This window comes from Desulfobacterales bacterium (genome assembly GCA_034520365.1).
Lineage (GTDB): Bacteria > Desulfobacterota > Desulfobacteria > Desulfobacterales > Desulfosalsimonadaceae > M55B175.
On the sequence record JAXHNP010000004.1, the window covers coordinates 75,319 to 88,672 of the forward strand.

Here is a 13,354-nt window from a genome sequence, read left to right on the forward strand (position 1 = left end):
AGGGTCGCGGTCACATCCTCACTTGCTTAACAGAGAAAGGGCCTTTATTCAAGCCCAACCCGCCCGTTTTTTCCGGGCTGTCGGCCCTTGGTTTTCAAAATACGGTTGCTAGTTTAACCGATTTTTTTTAATTTGTAACGGAATGTTTACGAATGTTTACGATTCTGCTGTTTGTTGACAAGGAGACGGAAGATGAGTGAAAAATCGGGAAGCGGAGATTCGGGTGTTTCAGCGGGAAATGTGCACCAGGCGTTGGATGCGGCGGCATCAGATGGGGATCTGTCCTGTGCGGCCGCATTTGCGGTGGCGGCATCCCTGAAAATATTCCCGGCAGCGGTGGGGGAATATGCCGACGAATTCGGATTTCATTTGACCCAGTGTCAGCTTGGCCTGTTCGGGTATACGCCGCATAAAAAAATCGTGGAGCCTTTGGCCTCTGTTAATGCGGAATTGGCGGAGGCCATCCGGGAGGGGCTTGTCAATGATCGGCTGCCGTGCAAAACCGCATGGGAGATTGCCGAGCGCTTTGACGTGCCGCGGATGACCGTGAGCGCGGCGTGTGAAGCGCTCGGCATAAAAATAAAGCCCTGCCAGATCGGCGCCTTTTAATTTTTCGTTAGCCCATCCGCAGAAAGGGGTTCATCCGCTTTTCCTGGCCGATGGTGGTGGTGGGGCCGTGGCCGGTATAGACCGTAACATCATCGCCTAACGGGAAAAGCTTGTTTTTCACGCTCGAAATCAGCGTGTCAAAATCGCCGCCCGCAAAATCGGTTCGGCCGATGGAGCCGGCAAACAGGGTGTCGCCCACGAATACGACGCCATCCGCATGAAAGGAGACGCCCCCTAAAGAATGCCCCGGCGTATGGAGCACCTTAAAGGTGATATCCCCAAAGGTGATGGTATCGCCCTCATCAATGGTTTTATCCGGCGGCGGGGAGTTTTCCGCGGAAAGTCCGAAGGACGCCGCGGCCTGGGGCAGGGAATCCAGCATGGGGGCATCCTGTGCATGGATCAAAAGTTCTGCGCCGGTGGCATCCTTCAGGCGCCGGTTGGCGCTTACGTGGTCAAAATGCCCATGGGTGTTTAATATATATTTCACCGTCAGCTTGGATTCCGCCAGGGTCATTAAAATCCGGTCCGCGTCATCGCCCGGATCAATAACCACTGCCTCCTTGGTATTCTCGCAGCCCACGATATAGCAGTTGGCCATGATCGGGCCGACTGCCAGCGTTTTGATAATCAAATACGCCTCCTTCCTTATTTGTTTTTCCGTTTTTTGGCCTGCTCGGCGATCTCCACGATACTGGTGAGCTTGTTCTTCGGCTGGTCGGCCGCCTTTTCCACCAGTTGCTCAAACACCTCCGCCGGCAGGTTGGCTTTGAGGTAGGATTCAACGTCAAATTGTTCCCACCAGCAGTCAAAAATCTTCCAGCAGGGCTTGTCGTCATCGCCGCTGATCAGGCAGTAGCGGAATGAGATCTTGCTTCCCAGCCGGGGGCATCGCCGTTCCAGGTTGTCGAAATCTGTGTCGTTATTCATCCTGTAACTCACTACTTATGCTTCAGATGCTGCGGCTTGGGAAAGTCCGCATAGATCTTTTCGCATTCAGCGACCTCATCCATGGACAGTACGATATCTTTCATCTGGCCGGACAGATAGGAATCATAGGCCGTTAAATCAAGCAGGCCGTGGCCGCTCCAGTTAAACAGGATGACCTTTTCCTTGCCCTCTTCCCTGGCCTTTTTGGCCTCATCAATCACAGTGGCCAGGGCATGGGTGGTTTCCGGCGCCGGAATAATCCCTTCGGTCCGGGCCAGCAGAATGCCTGCGTCAAAGACCTGGCTCTGCTTGACGGATTTGGGCTCAAGCAGCCCCTCATCCACCAGCTGGCTCACCGTGGGCGCCATACCGTGGTATCTTAAGCCGCCGGAGTGGAAGGGCGGGGGCACAAACGCGTGGCCCAGGCTGTGCATGGGAAGAAGCGGCGTATACCGCGCGGTGTCTCCGTGGTCATAGACGAACGGCGCCTTGGTAAGGGTCGGGCAGCCGGCCGGTTCAACCGGATAAATATCAATATCTTTGCCGTTGATTTTATCCAGCACAAAAGGGAAGGCCAGGCCGGCAAAGTTGCTCCCCCCGCCGGCACAGCCGATAATGACATCCGGATAATCGCCGGCCAGTTCCATCTGCTTTTTGGCTTCCAGGCCGATGATGCTTTGATGCAAAATCACATGGTTTAAGACGCTGCCCAGTGAATACCGGGTCTGCCCGGTTTCATCCGCCACCGCCTCTTCGATGGCTTCGCTGATGGCTATGCCCAGGCTGCCCGGGGTGTCCGGATACTTTTCCAGCGCATCGCGGCCGGCCTTGGTCTCACTGCTGGGGCTGGGAACGCAGTTGCCCCCCCAGGCGGCCATCATGAATTTCCGGTAGGGTTTCTGGTCAAAAGATACCCGTACCATGTAGACCTTGCATTCCACGCCGTACTGGGCGCAGGCAAAGGACAGGGCGCTGCCCCATTGGCCGGCGCCGGTTTCCGTGGTCATGCGTTTGATGCCGAAGGCCTTGTTGTAATAGGCTTGGGGAACGGCTGTATTGGGTTTATGGCTGCCCGGCGGGCTGACGGATTCATTTTTAAAATAGATCCGGGCCGGGGTATCAAGCGCCTTTTCAAGCGACAAGGCCCGTACCAGCGGGGCCGGCCGCCAGATATTTAACACATTTAAAACCTCATCCGGAATATCGATCCAGCGCTCGGAGGAGACTTCCTGCTCGATCAGGTTCATGGGAAAGACCGGGGCCAGCTGATCCGGGGACACAGGATTGCCGTCCGGCCCGAGTGGCGGGTTCATGTTGATATCAGCGAGAATGTTATACCATTGCCGCGGAATCTCATCTTCCCGAAGAATGTATTTGCGTAGTTCCATGACGACTCCTTTGTTTTTGTGCTTGTATTTATGCCGATTGATCCTGATCGTTGGAAGTACCGGTTCCAATTTCCGCCTCCGCCGCGCCCGGCGATGAATCCAGCCCGTGGTGCTGCCGAATCGCATCCAAAACGCCGTTAACAAACGGGCCGGTTTCATCGGTACCGAATTTTTTGCCGATCTCAATAGCTTCATTGATGGAGACCTTGGCGGGGATATCCTCGCAATAAAGCATTTCAAAGGCGGCCAGGCGGAGGATATTCCGGTCCACCCCGCTCATCCGGTAGACTCTCCAGTTGCTTGAATGCGCCTCAATGATCCGGTCCAAATCGGATCGATGTTCGATCACCCCTTTGACAAGCCGGCGGCAGAAATTTGACGGCGCCTGCTTCGGGGAAATAAGTTCGCCCAAATCATCAAACAGTGCGTCTGTGTTATTGCCCAGCATGTCCATGCAGAACAGAATCTGCAGGGCCAGTTCTCTTGATTTGTGGCGGTTGCTCATGGATGTTCTTATTTAAACGACTCTTCAATGGCGTCGAATAAATTGGTCATTTCGATGGCAGCCACTGCGGCATCCCATCCCTTGTTGCCCGCCTTGGTACCGGCCCGCTCAATCGCCTGTTCAATGGTATCCGTGGTGACAACGCCGAAAATAACCGGCACTCCGGTTTCCAGGCTGACGCTGGCGATTCCCTTGGAGACCTCGGCGCTCACATAGTCAAAATGCGGGGTGGCGCCCCGAATCACCGCCCCCAGACAGAGGATTGCATCGTGTTTGCCGGCCTGGGCCGTTTTTTTGGCGATCAGCGGAATTTCAAATGATCCGGGCACCTTGATGATATCAATGGCGTCATCAGATACACCGCTTCGCTGCAGCGCGTCAATGGCCCCGCTCATCAGTTTGTCCGAGATGAAATCGTTGAAACGGCTGACAATCAGCGCAAATCGTTTTCCTTTGGCAACCAGATTTCCTTCAATGACATTGGGCATGGGCTTTATCCTTTATTCAGTTATGGCATGGCGTTACGGGGTTGTATCAATATTTAAGCAATGCCCCATCTTGAGCCGTTTGCATTCCAGATAGCAGCGGTTGTAATCGTTTGCCTCAATCTGCATCGGGATCTGCTCAACGACGCTCAATCCGTAACCTTCCAGACCGACGATTTTTTTCGGGTTGTTGGTGATCAGCCGCATCTTCCGGATGCCCAGATCCGCCAGCACCTGGGCGCCGATACCGTAATCGCGAAGATCGGCCTTGAAGCCGAGCTTTTCATTGGCCTCCACCGTATCATAGCCCTGGTCCTGGAGCACATAGGCTTTTAATTTGTTCACCAGCCCGATGCCCCGCCCTTCCTGGCGGACATACAGAAGCACGCCGGAGCCTTCTTTATCCATCATCTCCATGGATTTATGGAGCTGGTCCCCGCAGTCGCAGCGCATGGAGCCGAATATGTCGCCGGTGAGGCACTCGGAGTGGACCCGAACAAGGGTGGGATTTTCCGGATCGATTTCGCCTTTGATGAGCGCAATGTGCTGAAGATCTTCCATATCATTTTCATACACGATGACCTTAAAGGTGCCGGCATGCGCGGTGGGCACGGTGGCCTCGACCGCCTTATGCACAAAGGATTCCGTGCGCATGCGGTATTCGATCAGCTTTTCAATGGTGCAGATACCGATGCCGTGCTCCTCGCTGAATTTTTCAAGCGAGGGCATCCGGGCCATGGTGCCGTCCTCATCCATAATTTCGCAGATCACCGCCGCCGGTTTAAGCCCCGCCAGCCGGGCCAGATCCACCGAACCTTCGGTCTGGCCGGTCCTGACGATGACCCCGCCGCGCCGGGCCCGCAGGGGAAATACATGGCCGGGCCGGACCACATCTTCCGGTTTGGCGTCATCTGCGATGGCCGCCTGGATGGTGGTGGCCCGATCCGCCGCAGAAATACCGGTGGTCACCCCGTGACGTGCCTCTATGGATACGGTAAATCCCGTCTGAAAGCGGGAGGTATTGTTGCTCACCATCATGGGCAGATTCAGGGCCTCAATCCGATCCGGCGTCATGGCCAGGCAGACCAGACCGCGGCCGTATTTGGCCATGAAATTGATCGCCTCGGGCGTGACCGCCTCTGCGGCCATGGTGAGATCGCCTTCGTTCTCCCGGTCCTCATCATCGACCAGGATCACCATTCTGCCGTCCCGGATCTCCTTGATGGCCTCTTCAACGCTTAAATGTCCCATTTTCCTTTATATCTCCTGTATTCGGTAACCGGCTTTGAGGCGCAGGCCCCAGGCCGGTATCATGTAATCGGGTCAGCTATATAAATCCGGTCTTGGCAAGAAACGCCATATCCAGGCCGGTTTCCGGTTTATCGTCGCTGGCGCGCTGGTTTCCTTCGGTGATAAATTTTTCCACATACTTGCCGATCATGTCGGTTTCAATATTGACCGTATCCCCCGGCTGTCTGTGCTGGATGGTGGTTTCCGCCGCCGTGTGCGGAATAATCGCCACTTCAAAGCCCTGGTCATTGACCGTGTTAATGGTCAGGCTGATGCCGTCAATGGCCACCGACCCCTTGGCGATCATATACCGGGTCAACGCCTTCGGCACGGAGACGCCGATCCACAGGGCGTTGCCCCGGACGTTTTTATGGGTAATGCGGCCGGTGCCGTCAATGTGGCCGGACACAAGGTGGCCGTCCAGCCGGTCTGAGAGCCTGAGGGCCCGTTCGATGTTTACCCGGCTGCCCGGAGTGATCGTCTGCAGCGTGGTCCGGGAAAGCGTCTCCGGGGATACATCCACTTCAAACCGGGCCCCGGAAATCCGGACCGCCGTCAGGCAGGCCCCGTTTACCGCGATGCTGTCCCCGATGCGGGTGCCTTCCAGCACAAAATCCGCAGTCACGGAAAGGCGCTTGCCTTCCCCGGCAGCCGATACCGCAGTGATGGTGCCCAGTCCCTCAATAATTCCGGTAAACATGGCCTGTGTCTGACTTTCGGTTCATATGTAATTGCTCCGCAAAAAGCGATTAATGTAACCGCCGCGGTATGTTTGCAGAAAGTAGCCTTTGATTCGTACTCGTACTCGTGCTCGTAATCGGCCTCTAAATTTCCCGAGTACGATTACGAGTACGAGCACCGTCCCGCTCACGCGGGACTGAGTACGATTAGTCCTTCACCCCTCTCCCAAATTTATTTGGGGGAGGGATTGGGCGGGGGTTACTCTACCGCTGCCGCCGCACATACCCGGAAATCAACACATCCTCGTCAAATCGCTTTACATGGATGTTTTCAATGGGGACGCTGCCGGCCATCAGCTCCGGTCCCGGGCCGCCGCAGATCGGTATGCCGTCATCGCCCCCCAGTATTTTGGGGGCATAGAAAAAATATATTTTATCCGCAATCCCGGCGCGCAGTGCCGCCCCCAGGACCCGGCTGCCGCCTTCAATCATCAGGCTGGTCATACTTTTCTGGCCCAGCATGTCTATCACAGCGGAGAAATCCAGCAATCCATCTGTCAACGGGGCCTTGAGCAGTTCAACCCCTTTTCCCGCCAGCCGATCCGGCTTTTCCGGATCATCCGATTCATTAAAAATAATAAGCGTATCAGATGCCGATTCGATCTGCAATACTTTCGCATCCTCTGGAATGGATAGCCGGGTATCCAGAATAATGCGGTGCGGGTCTGTCCCTTTTTTCCCATCCAGCCGGGCGGTGAGGCTGGGGTTATCCGCCTTGACCGTGCCCACGCCCACCAGAATGGCGTCCGCCCAGTGGCGCAGCTCATGCACATACTGACGGGAGGCCGGGCCGGTGACCCACTTGGAATCCCCGGTTCGCGTGGCGATTCGGCCGTCCAGGGTGGCCGCGCATTTTAAAAAAACAAAGGGGCGCCCTGTTTGGATGAATTTAAAAAACGCCTCGTTTTGCTCAAGGGCTTCTTCTTCGCAGATACCCAGGCTGATGTCAAGCCCCTGGCTTTTCAAATAATTCGCCCCGCCGCCGGTGACTTTCGGGTTGGGGTCTGCCGCGGCAACCACCACGCGCCGGATGCCGGCGGCAAGGACCCGCTCCGTGCAGGGCGGGGTCCGGCCATGGTGGTGGCAGGGTTCGAGGGTTACATAGAGGGTGGCGCCGGCCGCCTGTTCGCCGGCATGGTCCAGGGCGTTGACCTCGGCATGCGGCCCGCCGAGCACTTCGTGCCAGCCTTTGCCGATGATGGTGCCGTCCTTTACCACCACTGCCCCGACCATCGGGTTCGGCGAGGTGTAGCCGCGCCCGTTTTCCGCCAGATCCAGGGCGATATGCATGTAGAATGGGTCGTCCATAGGTAAATTATCAGGTTTACCGGCTGCTCAAAAGCGTCTTAAGTTCCGCTACAAAGTCACCTACATCCTTGAAATCCCGGTAAACCGAGGCAAACCGAACATAAGCCACCTTGTCCAGCTCATGGAGCTTCTTCATGACCTTCTCGCCGATGATGGCCGAGGGAATTTCCTTTTCCTCGGATTCGCGGAGATCCCGTTCGATCTCTTCGATAAAGGACTCGATTACGTTCATGCTGATTTCGCGCTTTTCACAGGCCTTCTTTAACCCGGCCCGGACCTTGTCCCGGCTGAAAAGCTCCCGCCGCTTGTCCTTTTTGATGATCATCAGCGGAATTTCCTCAATGTACTCGTAGGTGGTAAATCGCCGCCTGCAGGCCAAGCATTCCCGCCGCCGCCGGATGGCGGTGCCGTCCCGGCTCAGCCGGGAGTCGATGACTTTGTTGTCGTTTTCACGGCAAAAAGGGCATTTCATAACCTTCCCCCTGCGCTTGCACCAATTGCGCCGTTTCGGTTGTTCAGGTATCGTTGATTTTTACGACTTCGATTTCCGCCTCCTCAAGCAGGTCCCTGGACAACTGATCGGCATACCCCGATCGGTAATATATGTTTTTGATTCCGGCATTGATTAGCATTTTGGTGCAGATAGAGCAGGGCAGGTTGGTGCAGTAGAGCGAGGCTCCTGCAATGGGCACGCCGTGATAGGCTGCCTGGATGATGGCGTTTTGCTCTGCATGGATGCCGCGGCAGAGTTCATGGCGTTCGCCGGAGGCGATCTGCATGGTCTCCCGCATACAGCCGACCTCGGCACAGTGCGCGATTCCGCTGGGCGCCCCGTTGTAGCCGGTGGCAAGGATCCGTTTATCTTTAACGATGATCGCGCCCACCGCCCGCCGCAGGCAGGTCGAGCGTCTGGCCACCAGGGCCGCGATCTCCATGAAGTAATCGTTCCAAGCGGGCCGACTGTCCGGTTGGGTCGGCATATGCATCTCCTTTGGCATGGGGCAGCCCTGCAAAATCCGGTTAGTGCATCGGGTTATTCCGGGTCCTGGAATAAAGGAAACTGGGCGCAGAATTCCTGGACCCGTTCCCGGGTGGCTTGGATCCGGGTTTCATCGCCCGCATTTTTGAGAATATCCACAATAAAATCGCCGATGATATGCATCTCATCTTCTTTCATGCCCCGGGTCGTCACCGCCGGGGTGCCGATTCGGATGCCGCTGGTCACAAACGGGCTCTGGGTTTCAAACGGGATTGTGTTTTTGTTGACCGTAATCCCCGCTTTTTCCAGTACTTCCTCCGCATCCTTGCCGGTAATGCCCAGGTTGGTCACATCCACCAGCATCATATGGTTATCCGTACCGTTGGAAACCAGCTCAATGCCGTTTTCCATCAGATGGCCGGCAAGGGTCTGGGCGTTTTTAACGATTTGGGCCTGGTAGCGCTTGAAGGCATCGGCCAGGGCCAGTTTAAAGGCAACGGCCTTGGCGGCGATAACATGCATCAACGGGCCGCCCTGGATGCCCGGAAAAATTTCTTTGTTTAATTTTTTGGACAAATCGCCGCGGCCTAAAATCAAACCGCCCCGGGGGCCGCGAAGCGTTTTGTGGGTGGTGGAGGTGACCACATGGGCGTGCGGCACGGGCGATGGATGGGCGCCGCCGGCGATAAGCCCCGCGATATGGGCCATGTCCACCATGAAATAGGCGCCCACGGATTCGGCAATTTTGCCGAAAGCTTCAAAATCGATGACCCGGGGGTAAGCGCTGGCACCGGCCACGATCATTTTGGGCTGGTGCTGTTTGGCCAGGTCGGCGATTTTGTCATAGTCCAGCATGCCGGTCTCCTTGGCCACCCCGTAGTGGATGAAATTGAAAAACCGGCCGGAAAAGCTCGCCTTGGCCCCGTGAGTCAAGTGCCCGCCATGGGCCAGATCCATGCCCAGGATGGTGTCGCCCGGCTCCAGCAGGGCGAAATAGACGGCCATGTTGGCCTGGGAGCCGGAATGGGCCTGCACATTGGCGTATTCGGCGCCGAACAGGGTTTTGGCCCGGTCAATGGCCAGGTTCTCGGCGATATCCACAAACTCGCAGCCGCCGTAGTAGCGCTTGTTCGGGTAGCCCTCCGCGTATTTGTTGGTCATCACGCTGGCCTGGGCGGCCATGACCGCCGGGCCCACGATGTTTTCCGAGGCGATCAGCTCCAGGGTGTGCTTCTGCCGGTTGTATTCGTTCTCAATGGCATTGGCGATTTCCGGATCCACAATGTCAATGGTGTCAATATTGCGTTGATTGTTTCGCATATCTTCCTTCCGTTTATTTTAACCGCGCACGGATTTTACCCGCGCATCGATATTGTCAATCCGCTCCTTGTGGCGGCCTCCGTCAAACGGGGTGTCCAGCCAGGCGCTCAGGATCTCCCGGGCCAGGTCCGTGCCGATTACCCGGCCGCCTATGATCAGCATATTGGCATCATTATGGCGGCGGCACATGATCGCGGAGAAAAGATCATTGCACAGGGCCGCCCGGACACCGGGAAAGCGGTTGGCAATCATTGACATGCCGAGGCCCGTGCCGCAGATCAGAATCCCGCGTTTAAATTCCCCGGATGAAACTTTCTGTGCCACCCGGGCCCCGAACTCCGTGTAATCCACCGAAGCCTCGTCGTGCGTGCCGCAGTCCTCAATATCAAGCTCGTGGTCTTTTAAAACCTGCTTGATACTTTCCTTTAACGCAAATCCGGCGTGATCGCAGCCGACCACGATCGGTGCCCTTGATTCCATGGCTGATGTATCCTTTAAGATTTAAGATCAGGTCTTTTCGATAATATAGTTGATCGCATCCTTAACCGTGGCCAGCTGTTCCGCATCCTCGTCCGGAACTTCAATGTCAAATTCTTCTTCCATGGTCATGATGAGTTCCACAATGGCCAGCGAATCCGCGCCAAGATCGTCGATCAAAAAGGCCTCTGGCACGACTTCACTGGCATCCACATCCAGTTTTTCCGCTATCAGTTTTTTGACTTTATCTTCTATCTTCATTCACGCCTCTCCTCATCTTAAGTATATAAACCACCGTTTACGTGAATTACCTGGCCTGTAATATAGGCGGCTGCATCCGAGGCCAGAAAACAGGCGACACCCGCCACATCTTTCGGCGTTCCCGCGCGGCCGGCGGGAATTTGCGCCATAATCGCATCTTTTGAGGCCTGGGGCAGATCCGCGGTCATGGCCGTTTCAATAAAGCCCGGGGCAATGGCATTGGCAGTGATGCCCCGGGAAGCCAGTTCCCGGGCCGTTGATTTGGTCAATCCGATAATGCCGGCCTTGGCGGCGGAATAATTGGCCTGGCCGGGATTTCCGGATACCCCGGCAATCGAGGTGATATTGATGATACGGCCGGACTTCTGCTTCATCATGGGCCGGCTTGCCGCTTTAGTGCAGTTAAACGCCCCTTTGAGGTTCACTGAAATGACGTCATCCCAATCGGCTTCCTTCATACGCGCCAAAAGCCCATCCCGGGCAATGCCGGCGTTATTGACCAGTACATCGATCCGGCCGGTGGTATCCAGCACGGTTTTGAAAAAGTCTGCGACTTCTTCGCTGTCCGCCACATTGACCCGGTATCCGTCGGGTATGCCGCCGGCCGCGGCAATTTCTTCAGCCGTCTCCTCTCCGCTCTGTTCCGGGGAATGAAAGTTGAAAAAAACATGAACGCCGGATGCGGCAAAGGCTTTGCATATGGCGCGACCAATGCCTCTTGATCCGCCGGTTACCACGATTGTTCGCTTCATTTTTCCGCTTACAGCCTCGGATTGCGGCGATTGATCGGTGTTAGGCAAAGAGGAATGCAGTGCAACAAAGATATTGGACTTTTTGCGAAGCCATCATTCCTTTGTTTCAGTAACGGTCCGACCTTTGTATGTTCCGCATTCGGGGCACGCCCGGTGCGGCATTTTGACCTCTCCGCATTGCGGGCATTTTGACACATTCGGCGCCTCGGTTTTCTGATGGGTGCGCCGTTTATCTCGTTTGGATTTTGATACCTTGTGTTTGGGTACTGCCATGGTCTACTCCTAACTATTTAAAATTTTTATATATTAATTTATTCGGGCAAATGAAAAAACAGGGCCGTCCCTGCGCCCGATGCCCGGAAAGTCCTTTAAAAAGCAGAATTTAAGATTTAAACTAGTATGTTAAATCGTTCCGCGTGTCAAGGCAATTTACTTTTATGCCATTTATAATGCTTGAGTTCAATAGGTGTTTGTGGTAAAAAAATTAATTTTATTTTTCTCTCCCTAAAGAAGGATATATATGAATATGGATAACCCAATCGTCACCCGATTTCCGCCGAGCCCGAGCGGGTATCTGCATCTGGGCGGCGCGCGAACGGCCATTTTTAATTGGCTGTATGCCCGGCATACCAGGGGGCGGTTCGTGCTTCGGGTTGAAGATACGGATATGGCCCGGTCAACGAAAGAGTCGGTGGACGCCATTTTGGACGCCCTTGAATGGCTGGGCATCGGCTGGGATGAAGGCCCGTATTTTCAATCCCAGCGCTTTGACGTGTATAAGGATTATATCAACCGGCTGCTGGCCTCCGGCAATGCCTATTACTGCACCTGTTCGGCGGAACGGCTCGAGCAGATGCGGCAGGAAGCCATGCAGAGCGGGGGCAAACCCAAGTATGACGGCACCTGCCGGGACAAGGGCCTGGAATATCAAGAGGGCGCCGTGGTCCGGTTTAAGGCCCCGCTTGCCGGCACCACCGTGGTCCCGGACCGGATCCGCGGCAATGTGGCGTTTAACAATACCGAACTCGATGATTTCATCATCCAGCGAAGCGACGGCACCCCCACCTATAACCTGGCAGTGGTGGTCGATGACATCACCATGAACATTAATACCATCATCCGGGGCGACGACCATTTAAATAATACGCCCAAGCAGATTCAGCTCTATGAGGCGCTGGGCTGTGAAGTGCCGGATTTCGGGCACGTGCCCATGGTGCTGGGGCCGGATAAGACGCGGCTTTCCAAACGCCACGGGGCCATGTCCGTCACCGCGTACCGGGATATGGGCTATCATCCGGATGCCATGGTCAACTACCTTGTCCGGCTGGGCTGGTCGCACGGGGATCAGGAGTTTTTCACCCGGGAGGAGCTGATTGAAAAGTTTAACCTGGCGCATATCGGCAAATCCGCCGGCGTGTTTGACCCGGAAAAGCTTCTGGCGCTAAACGCCGAGCACATCCGGGCGAAATCCAACGAGGAGCTGGCCGGGCACCTGATGCCGTTTTTAGAAGCCAAAGGCATTGATGCGGCTCCCGGCGAATACCTCTATAAAGTGATTGAAACCCTTAAAAACCGCAGCAAGACCTTTGTAGAGATGGCGGATGCCGCGGAATTCTATTTCGCGGATCAATTGGTTTACGAGGAGAAGGCGGCAAAGAAGTTTCTCAAAGCCGGCATTCTTGAGCCGCTAAAGGAAATAACCCTTGAGCTGGAACAGACCGGGACGTTTAACCAGGAAACCCTGGAGCCCATTTTTCAGCATGTGATGGACAAGCACGAGTTAAAACTCGGCAAAATCGCCCAGCCCATGCGCGTGGCCCTTACCGGCAAAACCGTCAGCCCCGGCATATTTGAGATGATCGAGGTGCTGGGAAAATCCGCGGTAATTGCCCGGCTGAAAGATGCCATCGCCTATATCGAGACCCGGCAGGCGGAAGAATAAAAACGGTCCTGTTAACGGACAATAAGTCGGCACGGTGGCCGACTCTACAACGCATATCACTGTAGGGCAGGCCACCGTGCCTGCCTAAAAAAAGACAGAACAAATTTACCGTATAAAAAATGCCTTGACAGGCAAGGCTGGTTTGCTAATTTTTAATCAGATACTGAGGGTTGGTCTAGGGGTAAGACGACGGGTTCTGGCCCCGTTAACACAGGTTCGAATCCTGTACCCTCAGCCAATAAATAACAAGGGATTGTGACGCGTTGTCGCAGTCCCTTTTTTATTAGATTGCAACAAAGGTAAAAAAGGAGCCGTCTTTAAATATATCGATTGGTATTATGCATCAATCGGCGCTTGACACTTTCCCT

The 13,354-nt window shown here is 55.2% G+C and carries 17 protein-coding genes and 1 tRNA gene; 3 read left to right on the forward strand and 15 right to left on the reverse strand.

Features of this window, described 5'->3' with window-relative positions:
* Positions 1 to 192: 192 nt before the first annotated feature.
* The gene (locus tag U5L07_07395) at positions 193 to 609 is read left to right on the forward strand and encodes a hypothetical protein (GenBank protein MDZ7831561.1); all 417 of its coding nucleotides are present in this window, start codon (positions 193 to 195) and stop codon (positions 607 to 609) included.
* A gap of 7 nt (positions 610 to 616) precedes the next feature.
* Here the strand turns inward: U5L07_07395 and U5L07_07400 are convergent, their stop codons facing one another.
* The 15 genes from U5L07_07400 to rpmF all read right to left on the reverse strand — a co-directional run bounded on the left by U5L07_07400 (position 617) and on the right by rpmF (position 11,317).
* On the reverse strand, positions 617 to 1,243 hold the full coding sequence (locus tag U5L07_07400; GenBank protein MDZ7831562.1) for an MBL fold metallo-hydrolase: 627 nt from the start codon (positions 1,241 to 1,243) through the stop codon (positions 617 to 619).
* Between the two features lie 14 nt (positions 1,244 to 1,257).
* Positions 1,258 to 1,539 (reverse strand): hypothetical protein, encoded by a 282-nt coding sequence (locus tag U5L07_07405; protein ID MDZ7831563.1) that lies wholly within the window; start codon positions 1,537 to 1,539, stop codon positions 1,258 to 1,260.
* Positions 1,540 to 1,550: 11 nt separating this feature from the next.
* A complete protein-coding gene (locus U5L07_07410; GenBank protein ID MDZ7831564.1) occupies positions 1,551 to 2,927 on the reverse strand; it encodes a TrpB-like pyridoxal phosphate-dependent enzyme in 1,377 nt (458 codons plus the stop codon).
* A gap of 28 nt (positions 2,928 to 2,955) precedes the next feature.
* On the reverse strand, positions 2,956 to 3,432 hold the full coding sequence (gene nusB / locus U5L07_07415; protein ID MDZ7831565.1) for a transcription antitermination factor NusB: 477 nt from the start codon (positions 3,430 to 3,432) through the stop codon (positions 2,956 to 2,958).
* An 8-nt stretch (positions 3,433 to 3,440) separates the two neighbouring features.
* The gene (gene ribE / locus U5L07_07420) at positions 3,441 to 3,920 is read right to left on the reverse strand and encodes a 6,7-dimethyl-8-ribityllumazine synthase (GenBank protein MDZ7831566.1); all 480 of its coding nucleotides are present in this window, start codon (positions 3,918 to 3,920) and stop codon (positions 3,441 to 3,443) included.
* 33 nt (positions 3,921 to 3,953) lie between these two features.
* Positions 3,954 to 5,168, reverse strand: coding sequence for a bifunctional 3,4-dihydroxy-2-butanone-4-phosphate synthase/GTP cyclohydrolase II (locus tag U5L07_07425; protein ID MDZ7831567.1), 1,215 nt, complete (start codon positions 5,166 to 5,168; stop codon positions 3,954 to 3,956).
* Between the two features lie 76 nt (positions 5,169 to 5,244).
* The gene (locus U5L07_07430; protein ID MDZ7831568.1) at positions 5,245 to 5,907 is read right to left on the reverse strand and encodes a riboflavin synthase; all 663 of its coding nucleotides are present in this window, start codon (positions 5,905 to 5,907) and stop codon (positions 5,245 to 5,247) included.
* A 244-nt stretch (positions 5,908 to 6,151) separates the two neighbouring features.
* The gene (gene ribD / locus U5L07_07435; protein ID MDZ7831569.1) at positions 6,152 to 7,255 is read right to left on the reverse strand and encodes a bifunctional diaminohydroxyphosphoribosylaminopyrimidine deaminase/5-amino-6-(5-phosphoribosylamino)uracil reductase RibD; all 1,104 of its coding nucleotides are present in this window, start codon (positions 7,253 to 7,255) and stop codon (positions 6,152 to 6,154) included.
* A gap of 16 nt (positions 7,256 to 7,271) precedes the next feature.
* Positions 7,272 to 7,727, reverse strand: coding sequence for a transcriptional regulator NrdR (gene nrdR, locus U5L07_07440; protein ID MDZ7831570.1), 456 nt, complete (start codon positions 7,725 to 7,727; stop codon positions 7,272 to 7,274).
* A gap of 43 nt (positions 7,728 to 7,770) precedes the next feature.
* Positions 7,771 to 8,235: a cytidine/deoxycytidylate deaminase family protein gene (locus tag U5L07_07445; protein MDZ7831571.1), complete on the reverse strand. Its 465-nt coding sequence runs from the start codon at positions 8,233 to 8,235 to the stop codon at positions 7,771 to 7,773.
* A gap of 53 nt (positions 8,236 to 8,288) precedes the next feature.
* Positions 8,289 to 9,554: a serine hydroxymethyltransferase gene (gene glyA, locus U5L07_07450; GenBank protein ID MDZ7831572.1), complete on the reverse strand. Its 1,266-nt coding sequence runs from the start codon at positions 9,552 to 9,554 to the stop codon at positions 8,289 to 8,291.
* An 18-nt stretch (positions 9,555 to 9,572) separates the two neighbouring features.
* Positions 9,573 to 10,034 carry a ribose 5-phosphate isomerase B gene (gene rpiB, locus U5L07_07455; GenBank protein ID MDZ7831573.1) on the reverse strand — a complete coding sequence of 154 codons (462 nt, stop codon included), beginning with the start codon at positions 10,032 to 10,034 and terminating at the stop codon, positions 9,573 to 9,575.
* Positions 10,035 to 10,061: 27 nt separating this feature from the next.
* Positions 10,062 to 10,292 carry an acyl carrier protein gene (locus U5L07_07460; GenBank protein ID MDZ7831574.1) on the reverse strand — a complete coding sequence of 77 codons (231 nt, stop codon included), beginning with the start codon at positions 10,290 to 10,292 and terminating at the stop codon, positions 10,062 to 10,064.
* Between the two features lie 17 nt (positions 10,293 to 10,309).
* On the reverse strand, positions 10,310 to 11,044 hold the full coding sequence (gene fabG, locus U5L07_07465; GenBank protein MDZ7831575.1) for a 3-oxoacyl-[acyl-carrier-protein] reductase: 735 nt from the start codon (positions 11,042 to 11,044) through the stop codon (positions 10,310 to 10,312).
* Positions 11,045 to 11,137: 93 nt separating this feature from the next.
* Entirely contained in the window at positions 11,138 to 11,317 is a 180-nt protein-coding gene (rpmF, locus tag U5L07_07470; protein MDZ7831576.1) for a 50S ribosomal protein L32, read from the reverse strand.
* A gap of 253 nt (positions 11,318 to 11,570) precedes the next feature.
* Here rpmF and gltX point away from each other — a divergent pair, with 253 nt between their 5' ends.
* Together gltX and U5L07_07480 are read left to right on the forward strand one after the other, a co-directional pair.
* On the forward strand, positions 11,571 to 12,986 hold the full coding sequence (gene gltX, locus U5L07_07475; protein ID MDZ7831577.1) for a glutamate--tRNA ligase: 1,416 nt from the start codon (positions 11,571 to 11,573) through the stop codon (positions 12,984 to 12,986).
* 164 nt (positions 12,987 to 13,150) lie between these two features.
* A tRNA-Gln gene (locus tag U5L07_07480) sits at positions 13,151 to 13,224 on the forward strand.
* Positions 13,225 to 13,354 lie beyond the last annotated feature (130 nt).

Excerpts from the sequence above, each read along its gene's own strand:
- U5L07_07395 (MDZ7831561.1), top strand. The coding sequence starts at position 193 with ATGAGTGAAAAATCGGGAAGCGGAGATTCGGGTGTTTCAGCGGGAAAT.
- U5L07_07405 (MDZ7831563.1), bottom strand. The coding sequence starts at position 1,539 with ATGAATAACGACACAGATTTCGACAACCTGGAACGGCGATGCCCCCGG.
- U5L07_07410 (MDZ7831564.1), bottom strand. The coding sequence starts at position 2,927 with ATGGAACTACGCAAATACATTCTTCGGGAAGATGAGATTCCGCGGCAA.
- nusB (MDZ7831565.1), bottom strand. The coding sequence starts at position 3,432 with ATGAGCAACCGCCACAAATCAAGAGAACTGGCCCTGCAGATTCTGTTC.
- ribE (MDZ7831566.1), bottom strand. The coding sequence starts at position 3,920 with ATGCCCAATGTCATTGAAGGAAATCTGGTTGCCAAAGGAAAACGATTT.
- U5L07_07425 (MDZ7831567.1), bottom strand. The coding sequence starts at position 5,168 with ATGGGACATTTAAGCGTTGAAGAGGCCATCAAGGAGATCCGGGACGGC.
- U5L07_07430 (MDZ7831568.1), bottom strand. The coding sequence starts at position 5,907 with ATGTTTACCGGAATTATTGAGGGACTGGGCACCATCACTGCGGTATCG.
- ribD (MDZ7831569.1), bottom strand. The coding sequence starts at position 7,255 with ATGGACGACCCATTCTACATGCATATCGCCCTGGATCTGGCGGAAAAC.
- nrdR (MDZ7831570.1), bottom strand. The coding sequence starts at position 7,727 with ATGAAATGCCCTTTTTGCCGTGAAAACGACAACAAAGTCATCGACTCC.
- U5L07_07445 (MDZ7831571.1), bottom strand. The coding sequence starts at position 8,235 with ATGCCGACCCAACCGGACAGTCGGCCCGCTTGGAACGATTACTTCATG.
- glyA (MDZ7831572.1), bottom strand. The coding sequence starts at position 9,554 with ATGCGAAACAATCAACGCAATATTGACACCATTGACATTGTGGATCCG.
- rpiB (MDZ7831573.1), bottom strand. The coding sequence starts at position 10,034 with ATGGAATCAAGGGCACCGATCGTGGTCGGCTGCGATCACGCCGGATTT.
- U5L07_07460 (MDZ7831574.1), bottom strand. The coding sequence starts at position 10,292 with ATGAAGATAGAAGATAAAGTCAAAAAACTGATAGCGGAAAAACTGGAT.
- fabG (MDZ7831575.1), bottom strand. The coding sequence starts at position 11,044 with ATGAAGCGAACAATCGTGGTAACCGGCGGATCAAGAGGCATTGGTCGC.
- rpmF (MDZ7831576.1), bottom strand. The coding sequence starts at position 11,317 with ATGGCAGTACCCAAACACAAGGTATCAAAATCCAAACGAGATAAACGG.
- gltX (MDZ7831577.1), top strand. The coding sequence starts at position 11,571 with ATGGATAACCCAATCGTCACCCGATTTCCGCCGAGCCCGAGCGGGTAT.